The organism is Citrobacter sp. FDAARGOS_156 (assembly GCF_001559235.2).
GTDB classification, from domain to species: Bacteria; Pseudomonadota; Gammaproteobacteria; order Enterobacterales; family Enterobacteriaceae; genus Citrobacter; species Citrobacter youngae.
Window position 1 is genome coordinate 2,673,655 of record NZ_CP014030.2, and the last position, 21,305, is coordinate 2,694,959.

The window sequence follows — 21,305 nt, forward strand, 5'->3', positions numbered from 1 at the left end:
TAACTCATTAATTTAATTTCGCCTTTGAAAAATCACTGCCCATCAGGCTAACGCTGTATCCGCTGACATTGCTGCGTGTGGCATAGAAGGTTTTGCCATTCGCCAGCGCAATCCACGGGGCCTGCTGATAGAAAATTTCCTGCGACTGCTGGTAAAGTGCGGCGCGCTCTTGCGGTTTGCTCACCAGTTTCGCCTTTTGAACCAGCGAATTATACTCTTTATCACACCAGCGCGCGGCGTTTGATCCGGTTTTAATGCTGTCACAACCCAGCAGAACATCGGCAAAGTTATCCGGGTCACCGTTATCTGACATCCAGCCAAACAACGCAGTATCGTGCTCGCCTTTACGCATCCCGGAGAGATATTCCCCCCATTCCCAGGAGACGATTTTCGCCTTCACACCAACTTTTGCCCAGTCGCTTTGAATCATCTCAGCAATACGACGAGAGTTCGGGTTATAGGGGCGCTGCACCGGCATAGACCACAGTGTCGCTTCAAAACCGTTTTCCAGCCCCGCTTTCTTCAGCAGCTCTTTCGCTTTCTGCGGGTCGTAAGCGTAATCTTTCAGGTCTTTATTGAAGCCCATCATATTCGGCGGGATTGGCGATTTCGCCACCGTTCCGGAACCTAAAAAGACCGCGTTAATAATGGCTTTTTTATCTGTCGCATAGTTCAGCGCCTGGCGCACAAGTACGTTATCAAACGGTTTTTTCTCCGTATTAAACGCCAGATAACCGACGTTCAGCGCTTCAACCGAATGCAGCGTCAGATCTTTGTTCTTTTTAATTTCATCAAACTGCACCGGTGCTGGCGCGGGAATAATCTGGCATTCGTTGGTTTGCAGTTTCGCCAGTCGCGTCTGTACGTTTGGTGTGATGGAGAAAATCAGATGTTTCGTTGGAACTTCACCATCCCAGTAGTTCGGGTTGGCCAGATAGCGGATTTGTGAATCCTGCTTGTATTGTTGCAAAACATAAGGCCCGGTACCAATCGGCCAGTTATCGACGTTTTCCGGTGTGCCTTTTTTCAGCATCTCGTCGGCATATTCAGCCGAAAGAATAGAGGCAAAATCCATCCCCCAGTCAGCAAGAAATGCAGCGTTGGGTTCGTTCAGAACAAACTGAACGTGATAATCATCAACCTTTTTAACCTCTTTGATCAGTTTGTCCAGGCCAACATCGTTGAAATATTCATAGCTACCCTGTGAAACCTTATGGTACGGATGATCGGCATCTTTCTGGCGTAATACTGAGAAAACGACGTCATCAGCATTGAAATCACGGGTAGGTTTAAAGAACTTATTACTATTGAACTTCACGCCCTGACGCAGGGTAAATGTGTAGGTCTTGCCGTCGGGGGAAATTATCCACTCCGTTGCCAGAGACGGGACCGGAGTATTTTTGACCGGATCGAAGTTGATCAATCGGTTGTACAACACCTGTGAACTGGCGACAAACGACGGACCTGAACTGGCTATTTGGGGGTTAAATGATTCCGGGGATGCTTCAGAACAGTAAACGATGGTATCAGTACTGGCGGCATATGCAGCGCCTGTTGGTAAGACGGCGCTGAGTGCCAGCGCGAGCAGCGTTTTCCTTGCAATCATGGTTATAAGCCTTCTTCTTTTATTATTTACTCGTCTATCAGAGCATAGCTGGCAAATACACACTAATAACAAATCTCTATCAGGTTATTCTAATCTGGCAGGTTTCGCTGATTAATTCATCATCGCAGGTGAAATAATTTACCTTAAGTCTTTTTCAAAACGTCAAGATTTTTCCCAATACTCTATGCCATGAAAATTCGCTCCTTTTTGCCTCTCTTCCAACGTTTGTTTACTTTTATTCCCCGTAAAGTAGATGTGTGAAGAAGTCTAAGGGGCAATTACGTGGCAAAAACTCTCTTGCGCAGCGGCAATTTGGATGACTATCAGGCCGTGGGTGGCGGTGGTCAGGCCGTGTTTGATTCAGCACTACAAATTCGTGAAACGCTTCGTCTGCGTAAACAACAGGCGATGGCGGACTGTCTGGCAATACCACAAGTTAACGACAGTGGCGATCGGGTGGACTGGTATTCCCCGGTTGAAGGAAAGGCTGTCGCGTGGAAAGCCGCTGATGAAGATGCGCGTTTTCGGGCTCTGCGCTATCTGTCCAGTACGCTGGAGAATGCCGCGGCACTGAGCCGGAAAAGCCTGCAATCGGGTAAAACTTCTCTGCAACTGTTTGGTTCACTTCTCGACAAAGCCATCCAGTTTCCAGGTGAGAACCACGTGTTCCTGGTTGATGGCAAGCCCGTCATTACGTTCTGGGGCTTCGTCAATCTGAATGAAAACACCCGTGACGATGTACTCGATTGCCTGCGTCATACCGACGTTCCCCCGGTTGTATTGGCACCTGAACCGGAGCCGGAAGTCGAAGAAATCCCGGCGGAAATCACTTTCGCCGAGGCCGATACCCCGCTGCTGACAACAGCTATTGAGCTACCGAAACCCGCTGAACCCGAACCACAACCCCCGGTCATTGCAAGTGAGCCAGAGATTGCGCCGCCGCCAGTACAGCGTAAGTCTACGCGACGCCTGCCGCTGTGGAGCCTGCCCGTTGCTGCTGCAGTGATTGCCGCCATTGCAGGGCCGCTATTGTGGAAACAACACACGGAATCTCCCGCACCTGCGGTTGCCTCCATTGACGTTGCAAAGGTAGACAGTAAACCGCTGCCTGAACTAACACCTTCGCTGCCGCTGCATCGGGCTGACGTTATTCCACCAGTGAAAAAAGAGAAGCCCGTAGAAGGACCGGTGGTGATAGCCGCCATCCCGAAAGATGCGCTGGTAATGGATGCCAACCAGATGAAGGCAGGTACAACACGTTTTCTTAACGGCAACTGGCGTGTGCTGGTCGATATAAAAGATCCGGTCAGCGGTAAAGCCCCATCGCTGCGCTATCAGATCCAGGCCAATAAGGGCACTGCGCGCGTCGTGCATGGCGACAATATCGTTTGCCGCGCCGAAATTTTCTCTGGTCTGCATCAATCGGGCGAATTAATGATTAAGAGTCGCGGGAATGCCCGTTGCACGGACGGTTCGCGTTACCCAATGCCTGAAATCACCTGCAAAGCAGGAACAAACGACGTCGCAGCTTGTACCGCACGTTATGACGAACACGCGGAAATCCCTTTGACGATCAAAAAGATAGGTGCCTGATTTTATGTTGGTGAATCTGTGTGATTACAAACAGAGCGTAACGCTCATCGCCAATAGCGGTGTGCAATTTCTGGATTTTGGGCTGACACCACAGGAATCTGCGCACCACGGTCGTTTTGTTCGCAAAACGGCAAACGGTCCGCTACTGCGTCTGGATTTTGATCTGGCGTCGGGACGCTATACCCTGCCGGGTAATACCGGTGGCCAACCCGAAGTAGTGAAACCGGAAAGCACGCAGACGCTGCATTATTCTCTGGACGTACTTGACGGTGTCTGGTTGCCGCTGCCGTTCCTGCGTTTTAACCCGCCCCGCACATTTGTTGAAGGCCCGGATAACTGGGCGCGCGTCCAGGTGCGAAAACTCGCACAGCCGGACAGTGCCGGCAATACTCACCGTGTCACGGTGGCGCTGGACAGTCAGTTGACTGAAGCCCCGGCAGCATTGACGCCCAATGAGAACGATCTGCTGAATGGCACGCGATTTGCGCTGGCCTGGCACGATAATGAGATCGCAGATTTCCTCGACCAGACGTGGATTGATGGCTGGCTACGCGAGTCCTTTTTGCAGCACGTCACACAGCAAGAAAACCGTTCAGAGCAGGAGATCCAACAAGCTCTACGCAACTTTGAATACCAGGCGCACTGGCTGAATTTGTTGACCCTGTTAGGCGAACAACTTTCCGTCCCGGAAGTGAAGCTGGTGACCCATACGCTCAGCACGCCCGCGATTCCTGTCGATCTGATTCTGGATATTGGCAATACCCATACCTGCGGCGTGTTGATTGAAGATCATGGCGATGCCAATGACGGTTTGCGTCAGACGGCTGAATTGCAGGTGCGTTCATTAAGTGAACCACAGTTCCTCAACGATCCCCTGTTCACCAGCCGACTGGAGTTTTCCGAGGCGCGCTTTGGTAAGCAACATTTCTCCGTTGAGAGTGGCCGCGATGATGCCTTTATCTGGCCGTCGATTGTCCGCGTTGGGGATGAAGCCCGTAAGCTGGCGATGCAGCGTATGGGAACGGAAGGCAGTAGTGGGATCTCCAGCCCACGCCGGTACTTATGGGATGAAACCCCCGTTTTACACGACTGGCGCTTTAGCCAGATGAACAGTAAAACGCAGCGCGAGCCGCTGGCTACCGCCTTCCCGCTGATGAATCTGATGAACGATGACGGTCAGCCGCTGTTCAGCCTGCCGCAAGATGACCGGCTGCCGGTGTTCTCACCACAATACAGCCGCAGCACGCTGATGACGCATATGTTGTGCGAGATTCTGGCCCAGGCGCTGGGACAAATTAACAGCGTAGCGACACGGCTGCGTCTCGGGTTCCCGGCCTCTCCACGCCAGTTGCGCACGCTGATCCTCACTCTGCCGTCAGCCATGCCAAAACAGGAGCGAGAGATCTTCCGTCTGCGTATGTTTGAAGCCATTGCGCTGGTCTGGAAAGCAATGGGCTGGCACCCGCAGGACGAAGATTTCACCACCCGCAAACAGCAAGAAAAGAGCGTTGTTCCCGTACCTGAGATCCAGATGGAGTGGGATGAGGCCAGCTGCGGACAGTTGGTTTGGCTGTATAACGAAGCGATTTCACACTATGACGGGCACACAGAATCGTTCTTTAACGCCCTCGCCCGTCCGGACCGCCAGCCAGAACCCGGTGAAGTTAAAGGTCGTGCACTGCGCGTCGCCTCCATCGATATTGGCGGCGGCACGACGGATATGGCCGTGGTCCATTATCAACTGGATGACGGCGTTGGGGCGAATGTCAAAATCACCCCGCATCTGCTGTTTCGTGAAGGCTTCAAAGTCGCCGGGGACGACATGTTGTTGGATGTCATACAACGCTGCATACTGCCCGCCCTGCAAACCCGCTTACAACAAGCTGGCGTGACCGATGCCGCCGCGCTGCTGGCCACACTGTTTGGTGATTCCGGGAGAATCGATACTCAGGCTATTTTGCGACAACAAACCGCGTTGCAACTCTTTATGCCACTGGGTCATGCGGTGCTCAGTGCCTGGGAGCAAAGCGATATTAACGATCCCGTAGCGGGGTTGCACGCCACCTTTGGCGAACTGCTTTCTCAGCGCCCGACACGCAATGTGATGAACTATATCCAGCAGGCTATCGATCATGCTTTACCGTCTGGTTCACCGGCTTTTGATGTGCTGAGCGTTCCGTTGCAGGTACAGTTCAGGCAGTTGCAAGAAGCGCTGCTGGCAGGGCAATTTACCCTGACATCCCCTCTGCACGCCGTTTGCGAAGCGATTTCCCACTATCGTTGCGATATTTTGTTAGTCACTGGCAGACCCGCCTGTTTGCCGGGGGTTCAGGCGCTAATCCGCCATCTGCAACCCGTTCCGGTCAACCGCATGATCTGGATGGACAGCTATCGCGTACATGAGTGGTATCCGTTCAGCCAGCAAGGGCGTATCGGCAATCCAAAATCTACCGCTGCCGTTGGCGCGATGCTGTGTAGCCTGGCGCTGGATTTACGCCTGCCGCGCTTTAATTTTAAAGCTGCGGATATCGGCGCGTATTCGACGGTCCGCTACCTTGGCGTACTGGATAATACGGTCAATACGTTGCGCGATGAGAATATCTGGTATCACGACATCGATCTGGATAAACCTGGAGCAAAACTGGATACCCGTCTGCACTTCCCGCTGCGCGGCAACGTGACGCTGGGCTTTCGCCAGTTAGCAAACAGCCGCTGGCCAGCCACCCCGCTATATACGCTGAGCATCAATTCCGCTGAGCTGGCAAAAACGATTGCCGGTGACGGCGTATTAAATGTACGGCTGCAACTGCGCGGCGGCAGCAAAGAGACAGGGCCGGAATTTTTCGTTCTCAGTGATGCCTGGCTACAGGATGGCACGCCCGTTGCCGCCAATGCCCTAACGTTAAAACTGAATACACTGGCAGATCGTCGCCATAGCGGCAGCCATTACTGGATTGATAGCGGGAGTGTGTACCTGAAATGAGTAAGATGTTTAACACAGCACAAGCCGCCATCGAATGGGTGAATGACACACGCCAGCGCGCAGCGCGTCTTGATGATGAAGCGGATTCCCTGCTCGCTCAGCTCACCATCGCCGCGGTTACTGAGTCTGCGCTGAATACGGCGTTTTCAGCGCGTGGCTGTGTGGGTCTGTACGGTCATTCACAGCCAGCAAAAGCACATCTGTTGTCCGCACTGTGCAGCAACACCAGTGGGAAATTGAATATTGCTACACCGGATCGCAGTTTTGATTATTTTTCGCATATCAATCCGGGCCATGCGCCGACCAATATGGCGATCCGCTTTACGCGTGAAGACAATCCCGTTGATAGCGAGTGGCCTCTGCGTCTGCGCCTACTGAGTGAAGCGGAACTGGTACAGCTGTTTATCACGCAGTTTTGCGCAATGCCTGACAGCCGCCAGGTTGAAAAATCGATTATTGAAGCCCGGTTAGAAAAATGGCAAACGCTGCGTCAACGTCATCCGGTTCAGGGCATCACGGCACATGACGTAGCCGCCATCGGCCGTTTTTGGCGCTCTTGTGTTCCTGCAAATCAGCAGCAAATTGATGATGCGCTATGGCATCAATTTGCTACATTGCTGCCGGCGCTGGATCTAACCACCCGCGCTCACGCCTGGGCGCTGTTGTGGGGAGAACAACCAGAGTTAACGCAGCAATGGCTGGCATTAGCGCATACTTTGCAACAAACCGGACAGGCGCACGAGCTAGCCGCACCGCTGAGTTTGTTGGTCGATCATTTTGGCTTGCCCGCCGAAAGCTTCCTGACCCAGGTCGCATTAACCGGGAATGACGCGCAAAGCGATGTGGTGGTTCATCCTGTTGCAAACCATCAGTTGCTTAACGCGGTCAGTCTGTCGCTGGAATCGCTGGCGCTGCTGACGCGTGAACTGGTGCTGACTGTCGAAGACTCGGTGTTGGAAAACGTCGACCTGCTCGATATTCCCCTCGCACCGGATGCCCACCCCAACCCGCTGTGGCGGGCCAAATTAGGCTGGATGTTGGAACATTACCGCCAGCATCTGCAACCCGATGTCCTGCTGATCTGCAACGCAGTGTCTTCACGCTCGCAGACACCGACCATCACGCGTAAGCTGATGAGCTGGGCCAACGATACCCAACCCGTACACGATGCGGCATTACCGGGGGTTGTGTGGGCCATTACGCCACAAGATGCTCGTTTTAGCACACAGCAAAACCTTGATGAGGCCGTGCAGCAATTAATGGGCAAGCCCGGGTTGCGCTGGGGAACATTGCAGGCACTGGATAAACACAGCCTGTTGCGCCTTGCTGAATGGCTGTCGCAAGCGACATCCGCTCAACAACGCCAGTCGCGATTAACGTCCCTGCATGAACAGCATCAACAGCGTGTTCGTGAGGCGCTGATGAGCTGGCTTAACGACAGCGAAAGCGTGCCAGACTCCAGCGAGACAGTGATCCGCCAGCTTCAGGCCCAGGCAGCAAAGCATGGTGAACTCCTGGAGGGGTTACTACCACCGATGCGCTGCTTTGAGTCGTTGCTGCGTATCCAGCAGCCACGTGAAGAACAAGTCAGTGGACTCTTTAATGAAGAGATTGACCTGTTTGCCGACGTCCGGGAACCGTCGCATGCATCCGAAAGCAAAGAGACCGGATACCAGGCGCACAAAATGTGGATCAACCATGTGCGTCAGTGGTGTCGTGATGACAATAATGCGCGCCGATTGCGGCTTGATCCTCGAACGCTTAGACAGGTAGCCGACATTCTTATCACTACCAGCTATCGACTGGAGATGCCTCAACGCCTTCAGCAGATTATGCAGCGAGAGAATGTCTGCGGGGCGCAGTTACACGCCGATATCGGTGATTTTATTACCTGGCTCGGCTACGCCAACGTTGCAGAGGATCAACGCCCTGCCAGCAGGATCCTCAAGGGTGCGGCTATTTTCAGTGCGCCAGTACAACAACCGATGTCGCGCCTGACTCAATTGGATGAGCAGCCGCAGCACGGTGCAAGCCGACACGTTTACGACTGGCTGGTTGCGTTGTACACCCGTGCGAATGAAAACGTGGGATACCAGCATCCCCTGGACGTAACCAAAGACGACAGACTGCGATTAGTCGCTCTGCTGGCCCCCTGAAACGGCATTGACAACGCAATCAGAAAAGGGAAAACAGGAGTGCGACGGGAAAGCTCATCGGCCATGTCGCCCCGACTAATACCGCGCTCAGAAAGCGAATACGTTTTTTATCACGTGACAGAAACCAGGTGGTAATGGCCGCAATTGCAGCCATTGCCGCATAAAAAAACAACATTTTTTGGTACAGAGACATTTAGGGCATCCAGGCCAGAAGAGAAAATCGCGCGCAATATGCTCTCTTTTATGACCCACATCAAGTTTTATTCATTTATTTAAGAAAACCGCCTAAATAACAGCCCACTTTCAATATGTTCAGATTTCGTACTATTGCGGATAGCTATAAGCCGTACTATACCCAAAGGGGTAAAAACGAAAGGTGGCAAAAATGAATGTTTCCAGTAAGACCGTGGTGCTGATAAATATATTTGCTGCTGTAGGACTTTTCAGCCTGATCTCCGTAAGGTTCGGCTGGTTTGCTTGATGTGACTCTTTTTGATGAATTGCAGCGCCTGCTGGCAGAGAGAAAATCTTCTCTCTGCCATTAGTAAACGATCTTCGCACTCCGTCACTGCCCGGTAAATTATCCTTAATATGTAACACCCCTAATCCTTCTGCGGCATTATTCCCCCGTGATAGTGGGTCGGTGTCGTACCTGTAAGCTGCCGAAAAAACACGATAAAAGCACTGTCGCTAACAAATTCCAGCTGTTGCGCCACCTGGCTGATTGAGTCACCCTCCGCCAACATCTCCATCGCTTTTAACAGCCTGAATTGCTGCCGCCAGGTCTGATAATTCATCCCTGTATCCCTGATAAAGATGCGGCTGATTGTCCGTTCGCAGGCACCGACCAGGCGGGACAACTGATTCAGTCGGGGCGGTAACGTCCCCATTCGAACCCCTTCCAGCCACAGATTCAGGCGGACATCAGAGGGAAACTGCAACGTCCAGTTTTCACGGCGTGCGGCCCTGATTTCCTCACAAAAAACAGTGATGAGGCTGGCCTGCTGCGTTTCTGTCATTTGCCAGGGCCAGAATGCCATCCGTTCTATGACTTCAAAAAAGAGCGGGTTCACTTCGACAACCTGTAGCGGCAATGCGGATAACGGCGGCAGAATGGTTGAAAAATATAATGACCGATAAGCCATCACCCCGCGCATGATGGCCCGGTGAACCGTACCCGCGGGGATCCAGACCGCACGGCGAGGCGGAAGCAGACACAGGGTATTTTCCAGTTCAATGGTGATACACCCCGCCGCCGAAAAGAGTAACTGATGGCGAAGATGACTGTGCCGGCCTGAATCATGTACGCCCATATCAGAGGCAATACCCACTACTGTTTCCTTAAAACCATCCGGGTCGAAGACATCATCAGGCGCAATTTTCATCATCTGTCCGATATTTGATATATAAAGTCCTGATAATGGTAATAAGACATTTTCTATTCAGCAATAATCCCCCCAAGTTTTTTGCTTCTTGGATATTGCCATGAATATGACCCATCGACCGCCCTTGTGGCTTCTCACATTACTGATTATGTTTCCGCAACTGGTGGAAACCATTTACAGCCCGGCGTTGCCAAATATCGCCACGTTTTTTCAAATAAGCAGTGAACGTGCTGCTCAAACACTTTCCGTTTATTTTGTCGCCTTTGCCGTGGGGGTTGCGCTATGGGGCTGGCTTAGCGACTGCATTGGACGACGGTGGGCAATGGTAGCTGGACTTCTCTGTTACGGAGCGGGTTCCGTAATGGCGGTTATTGCCACTGATTTCAGCGTCTTGCTGCTGGCCCGTATGGTATCAGCCATAGGCGCGGCCGCCGGGTCTGTTGTGGTGCAGACTATGTTGAGGGACAGTTATGAATCAACAACACTGTCCCGCATTTTTTCCATTATGGGCGCAGCACTGGCAATCAGCCCGGTTTTTGGTCTGGTGAGCGGAGGTTGGTTAGTCAGTCTTTACGGCCATACGGGCGTTTTTACTGCGCTGGTATTGCTGGCGATACTGCTACTGATGTTAACCGCAGCCTTATTGCCGGAAACACGGCCGGAGACTACGCGCAGACCACAATTAACGGGACTGGTCTCCCGGATGGTGAGGGACAGTACACTGTGGAAAAATGCCATGCTGGTTGCTCTGTTGAATACTATGCTATTCAGCTACTACAGCCTGGCCCCGTTTCTTTTCGGACAGTTAGGATGGAGTTCCAGGGCATTTGGCTGGACGGGATCCTTGCTTGCCCTCGCGTCACTGTCAGGCAGCCTGCTGAATCGCAAGCTGTTAACGATCGGCTTGTCATCGGGATATCTGGTGCGCCATGCCTGTGCTTTAGCTCTGCTGTCTGGTCTCGCGGCATGGTGGCTACAGCATTCAGTCTGGATTCTGTTGCCAGTGGTTGGGGTTGTTGTTGCCTATGGCATCGCGATCCCCAATGTGTTGAGTCAGGCTCTGCATCACTATCGTGAACAGGCCGGGGCCGCAGGTGCTCTGTTCGGATTATGCTACTACCTGTTACTGGGAATGATGTTAGGGTTAGCGGGTATCATGCAGCAACTGGGACTGGTTCTGACTATCTGTGCGTTCATCGCCTGGCTATGTAGCCTGTGCCGTCGTTAGAACAATCACCTAAATAATCAGGCCCCGACATTGTGCCGGGGCCTGATGGAGTGCAAATTAGCCTGACCTCGCGGATATTTCCAACTTACCGCCGTCCGATGGCGACGAGGCCAGTGGCGCGAATAGTATAGACACACGTTTACCAATATTTAGCTATCCGTGCCCCATTTACCGCTCGCGCTTAAGATATTACTCATGCTTGATCATGACATGGCGAACAATCGTGTAATCTTCCAGCCCGTAAACCGACATATCCTTGCCATACCCAGACTGTTTTTGCCCGCCGTGGGGCATCTCGCTAACCAGCGTGAAGTGCGTATTGACCCAGGTGCAACCATACTGCAGGCGGGCGCTCAGTCGGTGCGCGCGACCAACATCCCGCGTCCAGACTGACGAGGCCAGTCCATACTTCGAATCATTGGCCCACGCCAGGACCTGATCTTCATCTTCAAAGACGGTAACACTGACCACCGGACCAAAGACCTCACGCTGCACGATAGCATCTTCCTGTTTCGCGCCCGCCAGCAACGTTGGCGCAAAATAGTAGCCTGAACCCTCCACTTTTTTGCCGCCGGTGATGACCTTAATGTGTCCGAGCGCTTTCGCGTCATCGACCGCTTTAGCTACCCTGTCAAGATGCGCCTGTGAGCTTAACGGTCCCAGTTCTGTCGTTTCATCATTCGGTGCGCCGATTTTCAGGCTGGCAACTGCAGCGCCGAGTTTTTCGACCAACGCATCATAGATGCCTTTTTGCGCGTAGATTCGACAGGCAGCAGTGCAATCCTGTCCGGCGTTGTAATACCCAAAGGTCCGTACACCACTGACCACCGCATCAAGGTCCGCATCATCAAAAATAATCACCGGGGCTTTCCCGCCCAGTTCCATATGCGTGCGTTTAATCGAAGGCGCAGTATGCTGGATAATATGTTCCCCGGTCACAATGGAGCCGGTCAGTGAAACCATACGTACTTTTTCATGGCCGGTCAGCGGATCGCCCACTGTTTTACCACGACCAAACAGGACGTTAATCACGCCTGCCGGGTAAATATCTTTCGCATATTCCGCCAGTTTAAGCGCCGTCAGCGGGGTAATTTCTGAAGGTTTAATCACCACGCAGTTACCGGCGGCCAGCGCTGGAGCCAGCTTCCATGCCGCCATCATCAGCGGGTAGTTCCACGGCGCGATGGAGGCCACCACACCCAGCGGATCGCGACGAATCATGGAGGTATGCCCTTCCAGATACTCCCCAGCGGCCTGTCCTTGCAGGGTGCGCGCAGCCCCCGCGAAGAAACGGAAAACGTCCACGATGGCCGGAATTTCATCATTAAGCACACAATGTAGTGGTTTACCGCAGTTAAGCGATTCCAGCTCAGCGAAGGTCTGTGCATTATCTGCAATGGTGTCCGCCAGCTTTAACAACAGCTCCGAACGCACTTTCGGCGTGGTTTGGCCCCAGGAGGCAAACGCATTGTCTGCCGCGCGCACTGCGGCATCAACCTGCGCGGCTGACGCCTCAGCAATCTCCAGAATAAGTTCACCAGTGGCAGGGTTATAAACTGGTTGCTTTTCACCTTCACCGCTGACCAGCTCACCGTTAATCAGTAATTGATGTTGCATAGCAATTTCCCATATCGTCGTTTATTTACCGTTTCCGGCGACGGTGTCGCCTTCACGCGTTAGCCACCAGGCCCCTAAAATTGGCAGTGTTGTTACCAGCATTACCAGCAATGCCACAACGTTGGTAACAGGCACATCTCGTGGGCGACCCAGTTGATTGAGCAGCCACAGCGGAAGTGTTCTTTCATGTCCGGCGGTGAACGTTGTCACGATGATTTCATCAAACGACAAGGCAAACGCCAGCATGCCCCCCGCCAGCAGTGCTGATGCCAGATTGGGCAGCACGACATAACGAAAGGTTTGCCAGCCGTTGGCGCCAAGATCCATAGACGCTTCAACCAGACTCCATGAGGTACGGCGAAAACGCGCCACGACGTTGTTAAAGACAACCACCACGCAAAACGTCGCATGACCCACCACGATCGTGAGAAAACCCGGTTCCAGGTTGATGGTCTTAAATGCCGTCAGCAGTGCCAGGCCGGTAATAATGCCCGGCAGCGCAATCGGCAACAGCAGCAACAGCGATATTGCGCTTTTACCGAAAAAGTCCCTGCGCCACAGCGCAGCCGCCGCCAGCGTCCCCAGTACCAGAGCGATTGCTGTCGACAACGCGGCGATTTTAAGTGACAACGTCACTGACTCAAGAATATCGCTACGCTGCGCCGCCACGCTAAACCAACGTAATGTCAGTCCCTGAGGCGGAAAACTAAAAGCAGCCTCCTCTGTATTAAAAGCATAGGTGCCGATGATGAGGATGGGAAAGTGCAGAAAAAGAACCCCTCCCCATGCTGCCAGTTTGAGTAACCAGGGTGCGCGTTCAGAGTGCATCGAAAGCTCCCAGACGCTTCACGAACGCCAGATACAGTGCAATTAAAACAATGGGCACCAGAGTGAATGCCGCCGCCATTGGCATATTGCCGATGGCCCCTTGTTGCGAATACACCATGTTGCCGATGAAATATCCCGGCGGTCCCACCAGTTGCGGCACAATAAAGTCACCCAGCGTCAGTGAAAAAGTAAAGATAGAACCGGCGGCTATACCGGGTATTGCCAGCGGGAAAACCACATAGCGGAAGGTTTGACGAGGACGCGCGCCCAGATCGGCCGATGCCTGCAAAAGCGAGGGCGGAAGCCGTTCCAGAGCAGCCTGAACCGGCAGGATCATAAAGGGAAGCCAGATGTAGACAAAAACCAAAAAGCGCCCTAATCCCGATGTTGACAGCGTATTACCGCCGACAGCCGGCAAGGTGAGGAAAGCGGTCAACAGTGGCTCCAGCCCGAGATGGGTTAGAAACCACTGCGCCACGCCGTCTTTCGCTAACAGCAGCGTCCACGCATAGGCTTTGACGATATAGCTCGCCCACATCGGCAACATGACGGCAATGTAAAAAAAGGCTTTCATTTTGCCACTGGTATAGCGCGCCATATACCATGCCATCGGGAACGCCAGAATGGCGCTGGCAATCGTCACCGCCACCGCCATTGTCAACGTTCGCACAATGATGTCGTAATTAGCCGGATTAAACAGAGCCTGCAGATTCGCCAGCGTCAGGTCTGGCGTCACCGACATAGTGAAATCGTCGAAGGTGTAAAAACCTTGCCACAACAGCGTCAGCAACGATCCAAAGTAGACGATGCCAAACCACATCAGCGGCCCGAGTAGTAGCAAAAACAGCCCAAGCCCTGGATTACGCCAGAAGAACCCCGAGATACGGTTCAGCTTTGTCGGCTGTGCTGGCGAATGTATGACGTTCATAGCCATTCACCTCTCCTCTACCAGCGGAACCATGACATCGCGTGACCACGATGCCATCACCTGCTGACCCGGCGACAGCGCCGACGGCAGCATTTCTCCCGTCAGGTTCGCCTGGCTCACCAGCAACTTTTCACCACCGGCAAGTTTCAGTTCAAAACGCGTCGCCGCCCCCTGGTACTGCACCGCCTGAATGACACCCCGAGCCTGAACCTCGCCCGCCATATCATTTAACCGAATGTGTTCCGGGCGCAGCGAGAACATCCCCTGTAAGCCACAGACGTTTGCCGACATCGCTTCGTCAAAGACGTTTGACGTACCTACAAAACTCGCCACAAACGGCGTGCGCGGACGCATGTAGAGTTCTCGCGGTGAATCCACTTGCTCGATACGACCATTGTTAAATACCGCCACACGATCGGACATCGACAGCGCCTCACCCTGATCGTGGGTGACAAAAATAAAGGTGATACCGAGAGACTGCTGGAGTTTTTTCAGCTCCAGTTGCATCTGTTCGCGTAGCTTGAGATCCAACGCGCCAAGTGGCTCATCCAGCAGCAGGACGCGAGGCTCATTGACCAACGCACGGGCAATCGCTACACGCTGACGCTGTCCACCAGAGAGTTGTGATGGCTTGCGCTCATAGACAAAGCCGAGCGCAACCTTATCTAACGCTTCGCGTGCCCTGGCATGACGCTGCTTTTTATCAATGCCTTTCACCATCAGCCCATAAGCCACGTTGTCGAGAATCGACATATGCGGGAATAGTGCGTAATCCTGAAATACCGTATTGACGTCCCGTTCCCAGGGCGGTAATTCACTGGCTTGCTTACCAAAAATTTTAATTGAACCGCCCGAAAGCTGCTCAAACCCTGCAATCATGCGCAGACAGGTCGTTTTGCCGGAGCCGGATGGCCCCAGCATAGAGAAAAACTCACCATCATTAATTGCAATACTTACCCCATCAACTGCACGAACATCCCCGTACAGACGCGAGACATTATGAAACTCCACTGCGTACGTCATAAAACCCCCAGCGGAATTAACGACCGCCCATAATGGCGATGTAATCCTGCGTCCAGCGACTGTAAGGAACGAATTTTCCACCTTCTGCGATTGGCGTTTTCCAGAAAGCAATTTTGTCGAAATAGCTATAGCCGTTGGTTTCACAGCCTTTTTCGCCCAGCAGCGGGCTGGCTTTACAACCTTCAGGGACTACCGGCAGAGATCCAAACCAGGCTGCGACGTCGCCCTGAACTTTCGGGGTTAATGACCAGTTCATCCATTTGTAAGCACAAACAGGATGTTTTGCTTCGCTATGCAGCATGGTGGTGTCAGCCCAACCGGTGACGCCCTCTTTCGGGAAAACCGTGGCGATTGGCTGGCCTTCTGCTTTCAGGGCGTTAGCCTGATAGGGCCAGGCGCTTGATGCCACCACACCTTCGTTTTTGAAGTCACTCATTTGCACAGTGGTGTCATGCCAGTAGCGATGAATCAGTGCGTGCTGATCGCTCAGGACTTTGATGACCGCCTGATACTGTTTCTCGGTGAGCTGATAGGGATCGGTGATACCCAACTGCGGTTGAGTGGCTTTGACGAACAGCGCCGCATCGGCGATATAGATCGGGCCATCGTACGCCTGGACTCGTCCTTTATTGCTTTTTCCGTCCTCAAGTTTTTGCTCGACGAACACCACTTTCCAACTATCTGGCGGCGTTGGGAAGGTTTTGGTGTTATACATCAGCAAGTTGGGACCCCATTGATACGGAGTGCCGTAAACTTTCTCACCGACGTTAAACCATTCCCCTTTGACCACACGCGGATCGATAGTTTTCCAGTTTGGGATAAGCGCAGGATTTATAGGCTGGACACGTTTGCCCATAATCAGACGCAGTGAAGCATCACCAGAAGCCGTCACCAGGTCATAGCCGCCTTTCGCCATCAGGCTCACCATTTCGTCTGATGTGGCCGCTGTTTTAACATTGACGGCACAACCGGTTTCCTTCTCAAACTGCGAAACCCAGTCATATTGTTTATCGGTTTGTCCGCGTTCGATATAACCTGGCCAGGCAATAATATCCAGGCGCCCTTCCGGTTTATCTAATGATGTTGGGGGTTCGGCTGCATGGGCTGTCATCAGCGTCATACTGAGTGCACACAAGCTACTGAGGGCAAATTGCTTGCTCATAACGTCTTACTCCTGTCGAAAAAATATTGAGCGGCAGCCTTGCCGTAAATATATGTCCTTTCCTAAAAATAGTCGGGGTGTTGAAAGCGTTCCTGCTGGCGCAAGGAAATTTAATCAGGTTGTGAGCTAACGCTCATTACGCCACGGGTTATAGCAAAGTAATTTAATCTTCTGGAGTATAGACAAGGAGTTAAGTGCCAGGGTGGCACCAGGAAGAACTATTGATATTTCGTATGGTGGCACCTGATATAAATAACATCAGGGTTTAACATTCACTATTTCTAAAATAAGAATGCGCTATTCTTTTATATTGAATAGCACATTCAGTTTTATTTCATCATCTCGCGAATTAATTTTCCAAGCTGTTTAACCGCCTGTTCTTCGCGTTCACCCCAGTGCCATGCGGTATTAAAACGAAAGAAACGTGACCATGTCCCCGAGGTTGAAAACATCTTACCTGGTGCGATGCTGATGTGGTGCGCCAGCGCCTGGGTGCTGAGTTCTCCCGCATCCAGCGGTTCTGGCAGTTCGAGCCACAGAAAATAGCCGCTGTCGTTATGGTGTATTTTGACCTCTGCCGGAAGATGACGCAGCAACGTTTGCCAGGCCTGCTGTTTGCGTTCCGCCAGCTGACGACGCAGCCGTCGCAAATGCGCGTCATAACGCCGGGTCGACAGGTAGTCCACCAACGCAAGCTGCATTGGGGAACTGGTGGATAAGGTGCTCATCAACTGGAGTCGCTGAATACGACGGGCATGTTTCCCGGCAGCAACCCAACCGATGCGAAATCCGGGGACCAGACATTTCGAGAAAGATGAACAGTGCAACACCCTGTCTCCTCGATCCCACGCTTTAGCCGGCAGTGGTTTCTCCCGGCCAAAATAGAGTTCGCTGTAAACATCATCTTCAATCAGCATCACATTGTATTTTTCCAGTAATGCGACCAGATGGGCTTTTTTCCGTGCGCTGAGTGTAAAACCCAACGGATTTTGGCTGTTGGTCATCAGCCAGCAGGCTTTGACCGGGTACTCCTGTAGGGCCTGCTCCAGTGCGACAAGGTCGATTCCGTCCTTCACGTCGGTGGCAACGGACAACGCCTTCAGGCGCAATCGCTCCAGAGCCTGTAATGCGCCGTAAAAACACGGATTTTCGACAATCACCCAATCCCCCGGCTCAGTGACCGCCTGCAGGCTCAGGTTAAGCGCTTCAAGTGCGCCAGTGGTGATCACAATCTCATCCGGAGAAAGGGTCATTCCCTGTTGCGCATATCGACGGGCAATAGCATGACGCAGTTCATCATTTCCTGGCGGCAGGTTTTCGATAACACTCATGGCGGTAGCCGTTTTACTCACCTGAGCCAGCGAGCGATTAAGCTGCTGAAGCGGAAATAAGCGCGGATCGGGGAAAGCGGATGCAAACGGCATCACGGAAGCATCACGACTGGCCTGCAGCATGTCAAAGATGTAGGTGTTGATATCCACGGCCTCATCGCGCATGACCTGTACCTGCGGTACGGCGGCTTCGCGTTCGGGGCGCGCGGCAACATAATAGCCCGACTGCGGCCGGGCGATGATCCGCCCCTGACTTTCCAGCAGTTGGTAGGCATGCCCCACGGTCATAAAACTCATCCCGCTGCTTGCCACCTGCTCGCGCAAAGAGGGCAACCGATCGCCTGGTTGCCATACGCCAGACGCGATTTGATCGCGAATTTGCTCCGCCAGTCGCTGGTATTTCTTCATTTTTCGTCCTGATATTCGGTATCGGTGACAACCTCTGTATATATCAGTCTACATAAATAACGATTTTTTCAGAACTGTTATAGTTAACAGTTTTACAACATCGTTAGCGAAAGCTCTTTGCCTGAGGCCCGGGCAGCTATCTGTACAGCATCAATTTTCGGGGGTGTGCTTTAAGGCGAATAAACAGGTGATGTTCACATAGTCATCAGCACCGTCAATCACCGCAGACCACGGGATAAACTCATTATCGTCGAAGTAAAATTCAAATGCGGGACCAGATTGCATATCAGATCGTGCGACCTATAACGGCAGCACAACTGTTATGGTTAAAAAGAACTGTTCTGTTTCTGCCCCACATTTCGCCAGGGGCTTAGAATTGCGCCAAATCAATTTTGCCTGCGGAGTTAAGCATGTTCGGTCTTGACGCGTTTCACCTGGCGAGGATCCAGTTCGCGTTTACGGTGTCCTTTCACATCATTTTTCCGGCCATTACTATCGGTCTTGCCAGCTATCTGGCGGTACTGGAAGGTCTCTGGTTGAAAACCAAAAATCCGACCTGGCGTTCGCTGTATCATTTCTGGTCGAAAATCTTCGCCGTAAACTTTGGTATGGGCGTAGTGTCCGGGCTGGTGATGGCTTATCAGTTCGGCACTAACTGGAGCGGTTTTTCTGAGTTTGCCGGGAGCATCACCGGGCCGCTGCTGACCTATGAAGTGTTAACCGCCTTCTTCCTCGAAGCAGGCTTCCTCGGCGTAATGCTGTTTGGCTGGAACCGTGTGGGGGCAGGCCTGCACTTCTTTGCAACTTGCATGGTTGCGCTGGGGACAATTATTTCTACCTTCTGGATACTGGCCTCCAACAGCTGGATGCAGACTCCACAGGGCTATGAAATCGTCAATGGACAGGTCGTTCCCGTCGACTGGTTCGCCGTTATTTTCAACCCTTCATTCCCATATCGTTTGTTGCATATGTCCGTTGCCGCTTTCCTGAGCAGTGCGCTGTTTGTCGCAGCATCAGGGGCATGGCATTTATTACGTGGGAATAACACTCCGGCTATTCGCGCCATGTTTTCGATGGCGCTGTGGATGACGCTGATCGTCGCCCCGCTGCAGGCATTGATTGGCGATATGCACGGGTTGAATACGCTGAAGCACCAGCCGGCAAAAATTGCCGCGATTGAAGGACACTGGGAAAATCCGCCCGGCGAACCGACTCCGTTGCTACTGTTCGGCTGGCCGGATATGGAGCAGGAGCGCACCCACTATGGGCTGGAAATTCCGGCGCTGGGCAGTCTGATCCTGACCCATAGTCTGGATAAACAGGTCCCGGCTCTGAAAGAGTTTCCTAAAGAAGACAGGCCCAACTCCACCATGGTGTTCTGGTCGTTTCGCATTATGGCGGGGCTAGGCATGCTGATGATCCTGTTGGGTGCGTTTGCCCTGTGGCTACGTTATAAGCAGCGTTTATACACCTCGCGCGCTTTCTTGCGCTTTGCCTTGTGGATGGGCCCTTCCGGTCTGATTGCCATCCTCGCTGGCTGGGTGACCACTGAAGTTGGCCGTCAGCCGTGGGTGGTTTACGGTTTGCAACGCACAGCGGATGCGGTTTCCGCACATGGTGATTTGCATATGAGCATCAGCCTGCTGGCTTTCTTTGTGGTTTACAGCTCGGTCTTCGGTGTGGGTTATAGCTACATGATTCGCCTGATCCGTAAAGGACCACAGGAAGATGATCCGACCCTCCCGCCAGCTGGCACACCCGCACGGCCGCTTTCCGCTGCCGTCCTCGATTCTCAAGCTGAGGCACATCGCTAATGGGTATTGATTTATCAGTTATCTGGTTCGTTATTATCGTGTTCGCCACGCTGATGTATATCGTGATGGACGGCTTTGATCTCGGGATCGGTATTTTATTTCCCGCTATTCAGGACGCTGATGACCGCGACGTGATGGTCAACAGCGTCGCACCGGTATGGGATGGGAATGAAACCTGGCTGGTGCTGGGCGGTGCAGGATTGTTTGGCGCATTTCCTCTGGCCTATGCAGTCATTGTCGATGCACTGACGATCCCACTCACCCTGATGCTGATTGGCCTGATTTTTCGCGGCGTTGCCTTTGAGTTTCGCTTCAAGGCCACGCCGGCGCATCGACCATTCTGGGATAAAGCCTTTCTGGGCGGTTCAATTCTTGCCACGTTTACCCAGGGAGTGGTCGTGGGCGCGGTCCTCAACGGATTTTCCGTCACTGGCCGCAGCTACAGCGGCGGTCCGTTTGACTGGTTAACGCCTTTCACGTTGTTTTGCGGGCTGGGACTGGTGGTGGCCTACGCCCTGCTGGGGGCAACATGGCTGGTGATGAAAAGCGAAAACCCGCTACAGGATAAAATGCGCAGTGTGGCAAAAAAACTGCTGCTGGCGATGTTGGCTGTCATTGCCATTATCAGCCTGTGGACGCCGCTGGCGCACAGTGCCATTGCCGATCGTTGGTTTAGCCTGCCAAATCTGTGGTTTCTGATGCCGGTTCCGCTGCTGGTTGCGCTAATGAGTCTGTGGCTGTGGCGTTCTCTGAGCCAGCAGCATAGCCATGCCCCGCCATTTATATTGACGCTGGGTTTAATTTTTCTCGGTTTCAGCGGGTTGGGGATCAGTATCTGGCCACACATCATTCCACCGTCTATTACCCTTTGGCAGGCGGCGGCTCCGGCGCAAAGTCAGGGCTTTATGTTGGTGGGCGCACTGCTGATTATCCCGATAATCCTGGTGTACACCTTCTGGAGTTACTACGTTTTCCGCGGCAAAGTTCAACATGGTGAGGGGTATCATTGATGGAACAATCAATCTGGAAACGTCTGATGTGGCTGATCATTCTCTGGGGCGGCAGCGTGCTGGCCCTGGCGGCCGTCGGTTCATTCTTTCGCTTACTGATGACGGCGGCGGGATTTAAGTCCTGATTTTCCCCCCCGGTAACAACCGGGTCGCGCTGCGCTTCCCGGTTTTAACAAATCCTAACGTTGACTAAATAAAAATGTAAAAAACATCGAATTGGCAAAACAGAGATT

Annotated in this window: 17 protein-coding genes; 8 read left to right on the forward strand and 9 right to left on the reverse strand. The window is 52.8% G+C overall.

Features of this window, described 5'->3' with window-relative positions; genetic code table 11:
* Nucleotides 1–7 precede the first annotated feature (7 nt).
* On the reverse strand, nucleotides 8–1,606 hold the full coding sequence (locus AL515_RS13050) for an ABC transporter substrate-binding protein (protein WP_061067934.1): 1,599 nt from the start codon (nucleotides 1,604–1,606) through the stop codon (nucleotides 8–10).
* Between the two features lie 282 nt (nucleotides 1,607–1,888).
* Here AL515_RS13050 and AL515_RS13055 point away from each other — a divergent pair, with 282 nt between their 5' ends.
* Genes AL515_RS13055 through AL515_RS13065 form a run of 3 tightly spaced genes read left to right on the forward strand, consistent with a single transcriptional unit; the run spans nucleotide 1,889 to nucleotide 8,338 of the window.
* Nucleotides 1,889–3,199, forward strand: coding sequence for an SrfA family protein (locus AL515_RS13055; protein ID WP_061067935.1), 1,311 nt, complete (start codon nucleotides 1,889–1,891; stop codon nucleotides 3,197–3,199).
* A gap of 4 nt (nucleotides 3,200–3,203) precedes the next feature.
* Entirely contained in the window at nucleotides 3,204–6,182 is a 2,979-nt protein-coding gene (locus AL515_RS13060) for a virulence factor SrfB (protein ID WP_048212586.1), read from the forward strand.
* Nucleotides 6,179–8,338, forward strand: coding sequence for a virulence factor SrfC family protein (locus tag AL515_RS13065; RefSeq protein WP_061067936.1), 2,160 nt, complete (start codon nucleotides 6,179–6,181; stop codon nucleotides 8,336–8,338). The genes AL515_RS13060 and AL515_RS13065 overlap by 4 nt, the downstream gene beginning before the upstream one ends.
* Nucleotides 8,339–8,357: 19 nt before the next feature.
* Here AL515_RS13065 and AL515_RS13070 read toward each other — a convergent pair whose 3' ends face one another.
* Nucleotides 8,358–8,531, reverse strand: coding sequence for a GhoT/OrtT family toxin (locus AL515_RS13070; protein WP_071887342.1), 174 nt, complete (start codon nucleotides 8,529–8,531; stop codon nucleotides 8,358–8,360).
* Between the two features lie 192 nt (nucleotides 8,532–8,723).
* Between AL515_RS13070 and yncL the strand changes: the two genes are divergently transcribed.
* The gene (yncL, locus tag AL515_RS13075; RefSeq protein WP_071828932.1) at nucleotides 8,724–8,819 is read left to right on the forward strand and encodes a stress response membrane protein YncL; all 96 of its coding nucleotides are present in this window, start codon (nucleotides 8,724–8,726) and stop codon (nucleotides 8,817–8,819) included.
* Between the two features lie 121 nt (nucleotides 8,820–8,940).
* On the opposite strand, the gene AL515_RS13080 is transcribed toward yncL, so the two are convergent.
* Entirely contained in the window at nucleotides 8,941–9,723 is a 783-nt protein-coding gene (locus AL515_RS13080; RefSeq protein WP_061068826.1) for an AraC family transcriptional regulator, read from the reverse strand.
* Nucleotides 9,724–9,823: 100 nt separating this feature from the next.
* Here AL515_RS13080 and AL515_RS13085 point away from each other — a divergent pair, with 100 nt between their 5' ends.
* Nucleotides 9,824–10,951 carry a multidrug effflux MFS transporter gene (locus tag AL515_RS13085; protein WP_061067938.1) on the forward strand — a complete coding sequence of 376 codons (1,128 nt, stop codon included), beginning with the start codon at nucleotides 9,824–9,826 and terminating at the stop codon, nucleotides 10,949–10,951.
* Nucleotides 10,952–11,140: 189 nt separating this feature from the next.
* Here AL515_RS13085 and patD read toward each other — a convergent pair whose 3' ends face one another.
* The 6 genes from patD to AL515_RS13115 all read right to left on the reverse strand — a co-directional run bounded on the left by patD (nucleotide 11,141) and on the right by AL515_RS13115 (nucleotide 18,248).
* Nucleotides 11,141–12,568: an aminobutyraldehyde dehydrogenase gene (gene patD / locus AL515_RS13090; protein WP_061067939.1), complete on the reverse strand. Its 1,428-nt coding sequence runs from the start codon at nucleotides 12,566–12,568 to the stop codon at nucleotides 11,141–11,143.
* A gap of 21 nt (nucleotides 12,569–12,589) precedes the next feature.
* Nucleotides 12,590–13,396: an ABC transporter permease gene (locus AL515_RS13095; protein WP_005126751.1), complete on the reverse strand. Its 807-nt coding sequence runs from the start codon at nucleotides 13,394–13,396 to the stop codon at nucleotides 12,590–12,592.
* Entirely contained in the window at nucleotides 13,386–14,330 is a 945-nt protein-coding gene (locus AL515_RS13100) for an ABC transporter permease (RefSeq protein ID WP_005126750.1), read from the reverse strand. Before AL515_RS13100 ends, AL515_RS13095 begins: the two co-directional genes overlap by 11 nt.
* Entirely contained in the window at nucleotides 14,331–15,347 is a 1,017-nt protein-coding gene (locus tag AL515_RS13105; RefSeq protein WP_048211603.1) for an ABC transporter ATP-binding protein, read from the reverse strand.
* Between the two features lie 16 nt (nucleotides 15,348–15,363).
* Nucleotides 15,364–16,509: a putative ABC transporter substrate-binding protein YdcS gene (ydcS, locus tag AL515_RS13110; RefSeq protein ID WP_061067940.1), complete on the reverse strand. Its 1,146-nt coding sequence runs from the start codon at nucleotides 16,507–16,509 to the stop codon at nucleotides 15,364–15,366.
* Between the two features lie 329 nt (nucleotides 16,510–16,838).
* Entirely contained in the window at nucleotides 16,839–18,248 is a 1,410-nt protein-coding gene (locus tag AL515_RS13115; RefSeq protein WP_061067941.1) for an aminotransferase-like domain-containing protein, read from the reverse strand.
* A 410-nt stretch (nucleotides 18,249–18,658) separates the two neighbouring features.
* On the opposite strand from AL515_RS13115, the gene AL515_RS13125 reads away from it, so the two are divergent.
* From AL515_RS13125 to AL515_RS13135, 3 genes are read left to right on the forward strand one after another with little or no spacing between them, the layout of a single operon-like run.
* Nucleotides 18,659–20,062: a cytochrome ubiquinol oxidase subunit I gene (locus AL515_RS13125; RefSeq protein ID WP_048211600.1), complete on the forward strand. Its 1,404-nt coding sequence runs from the start codon at nucleotides 18,659–18,661 to the stop codon at nucleotides 20,060–20,062.
* A complete protein-coding gene (gene cydB / locus AL515_RS13130; protein ID WP_061067942.1) occupies nucleotides 20,062–21,072 on the forward strand; it encodes a cytochrome d ubiquinol oxidase subunit II in 1,011 nt (336 codons plus the stop codon). The genes AL515_RS13125 and cydB overlap by 1 nt, the downstream gene beginning before the upstream one ends.
* Nucleotides 21,072–21,197, forward strand: coding sequence for a DUF2474 domain-containing protein (locus AL515_RS13135; protein WP_071887343.1), 126 nt, complete (start codon nucleotides 21,072–21,074; stop codon nucleotides 21,195–21,197). The genes cydB and AL515_RS13135 overlap by 1 nt, the downstream gene beginning before the upstream one ends.
* The last annotated feature ends 108 nt before the right edge of the window (nucleotides 21,198–21,305 follow it).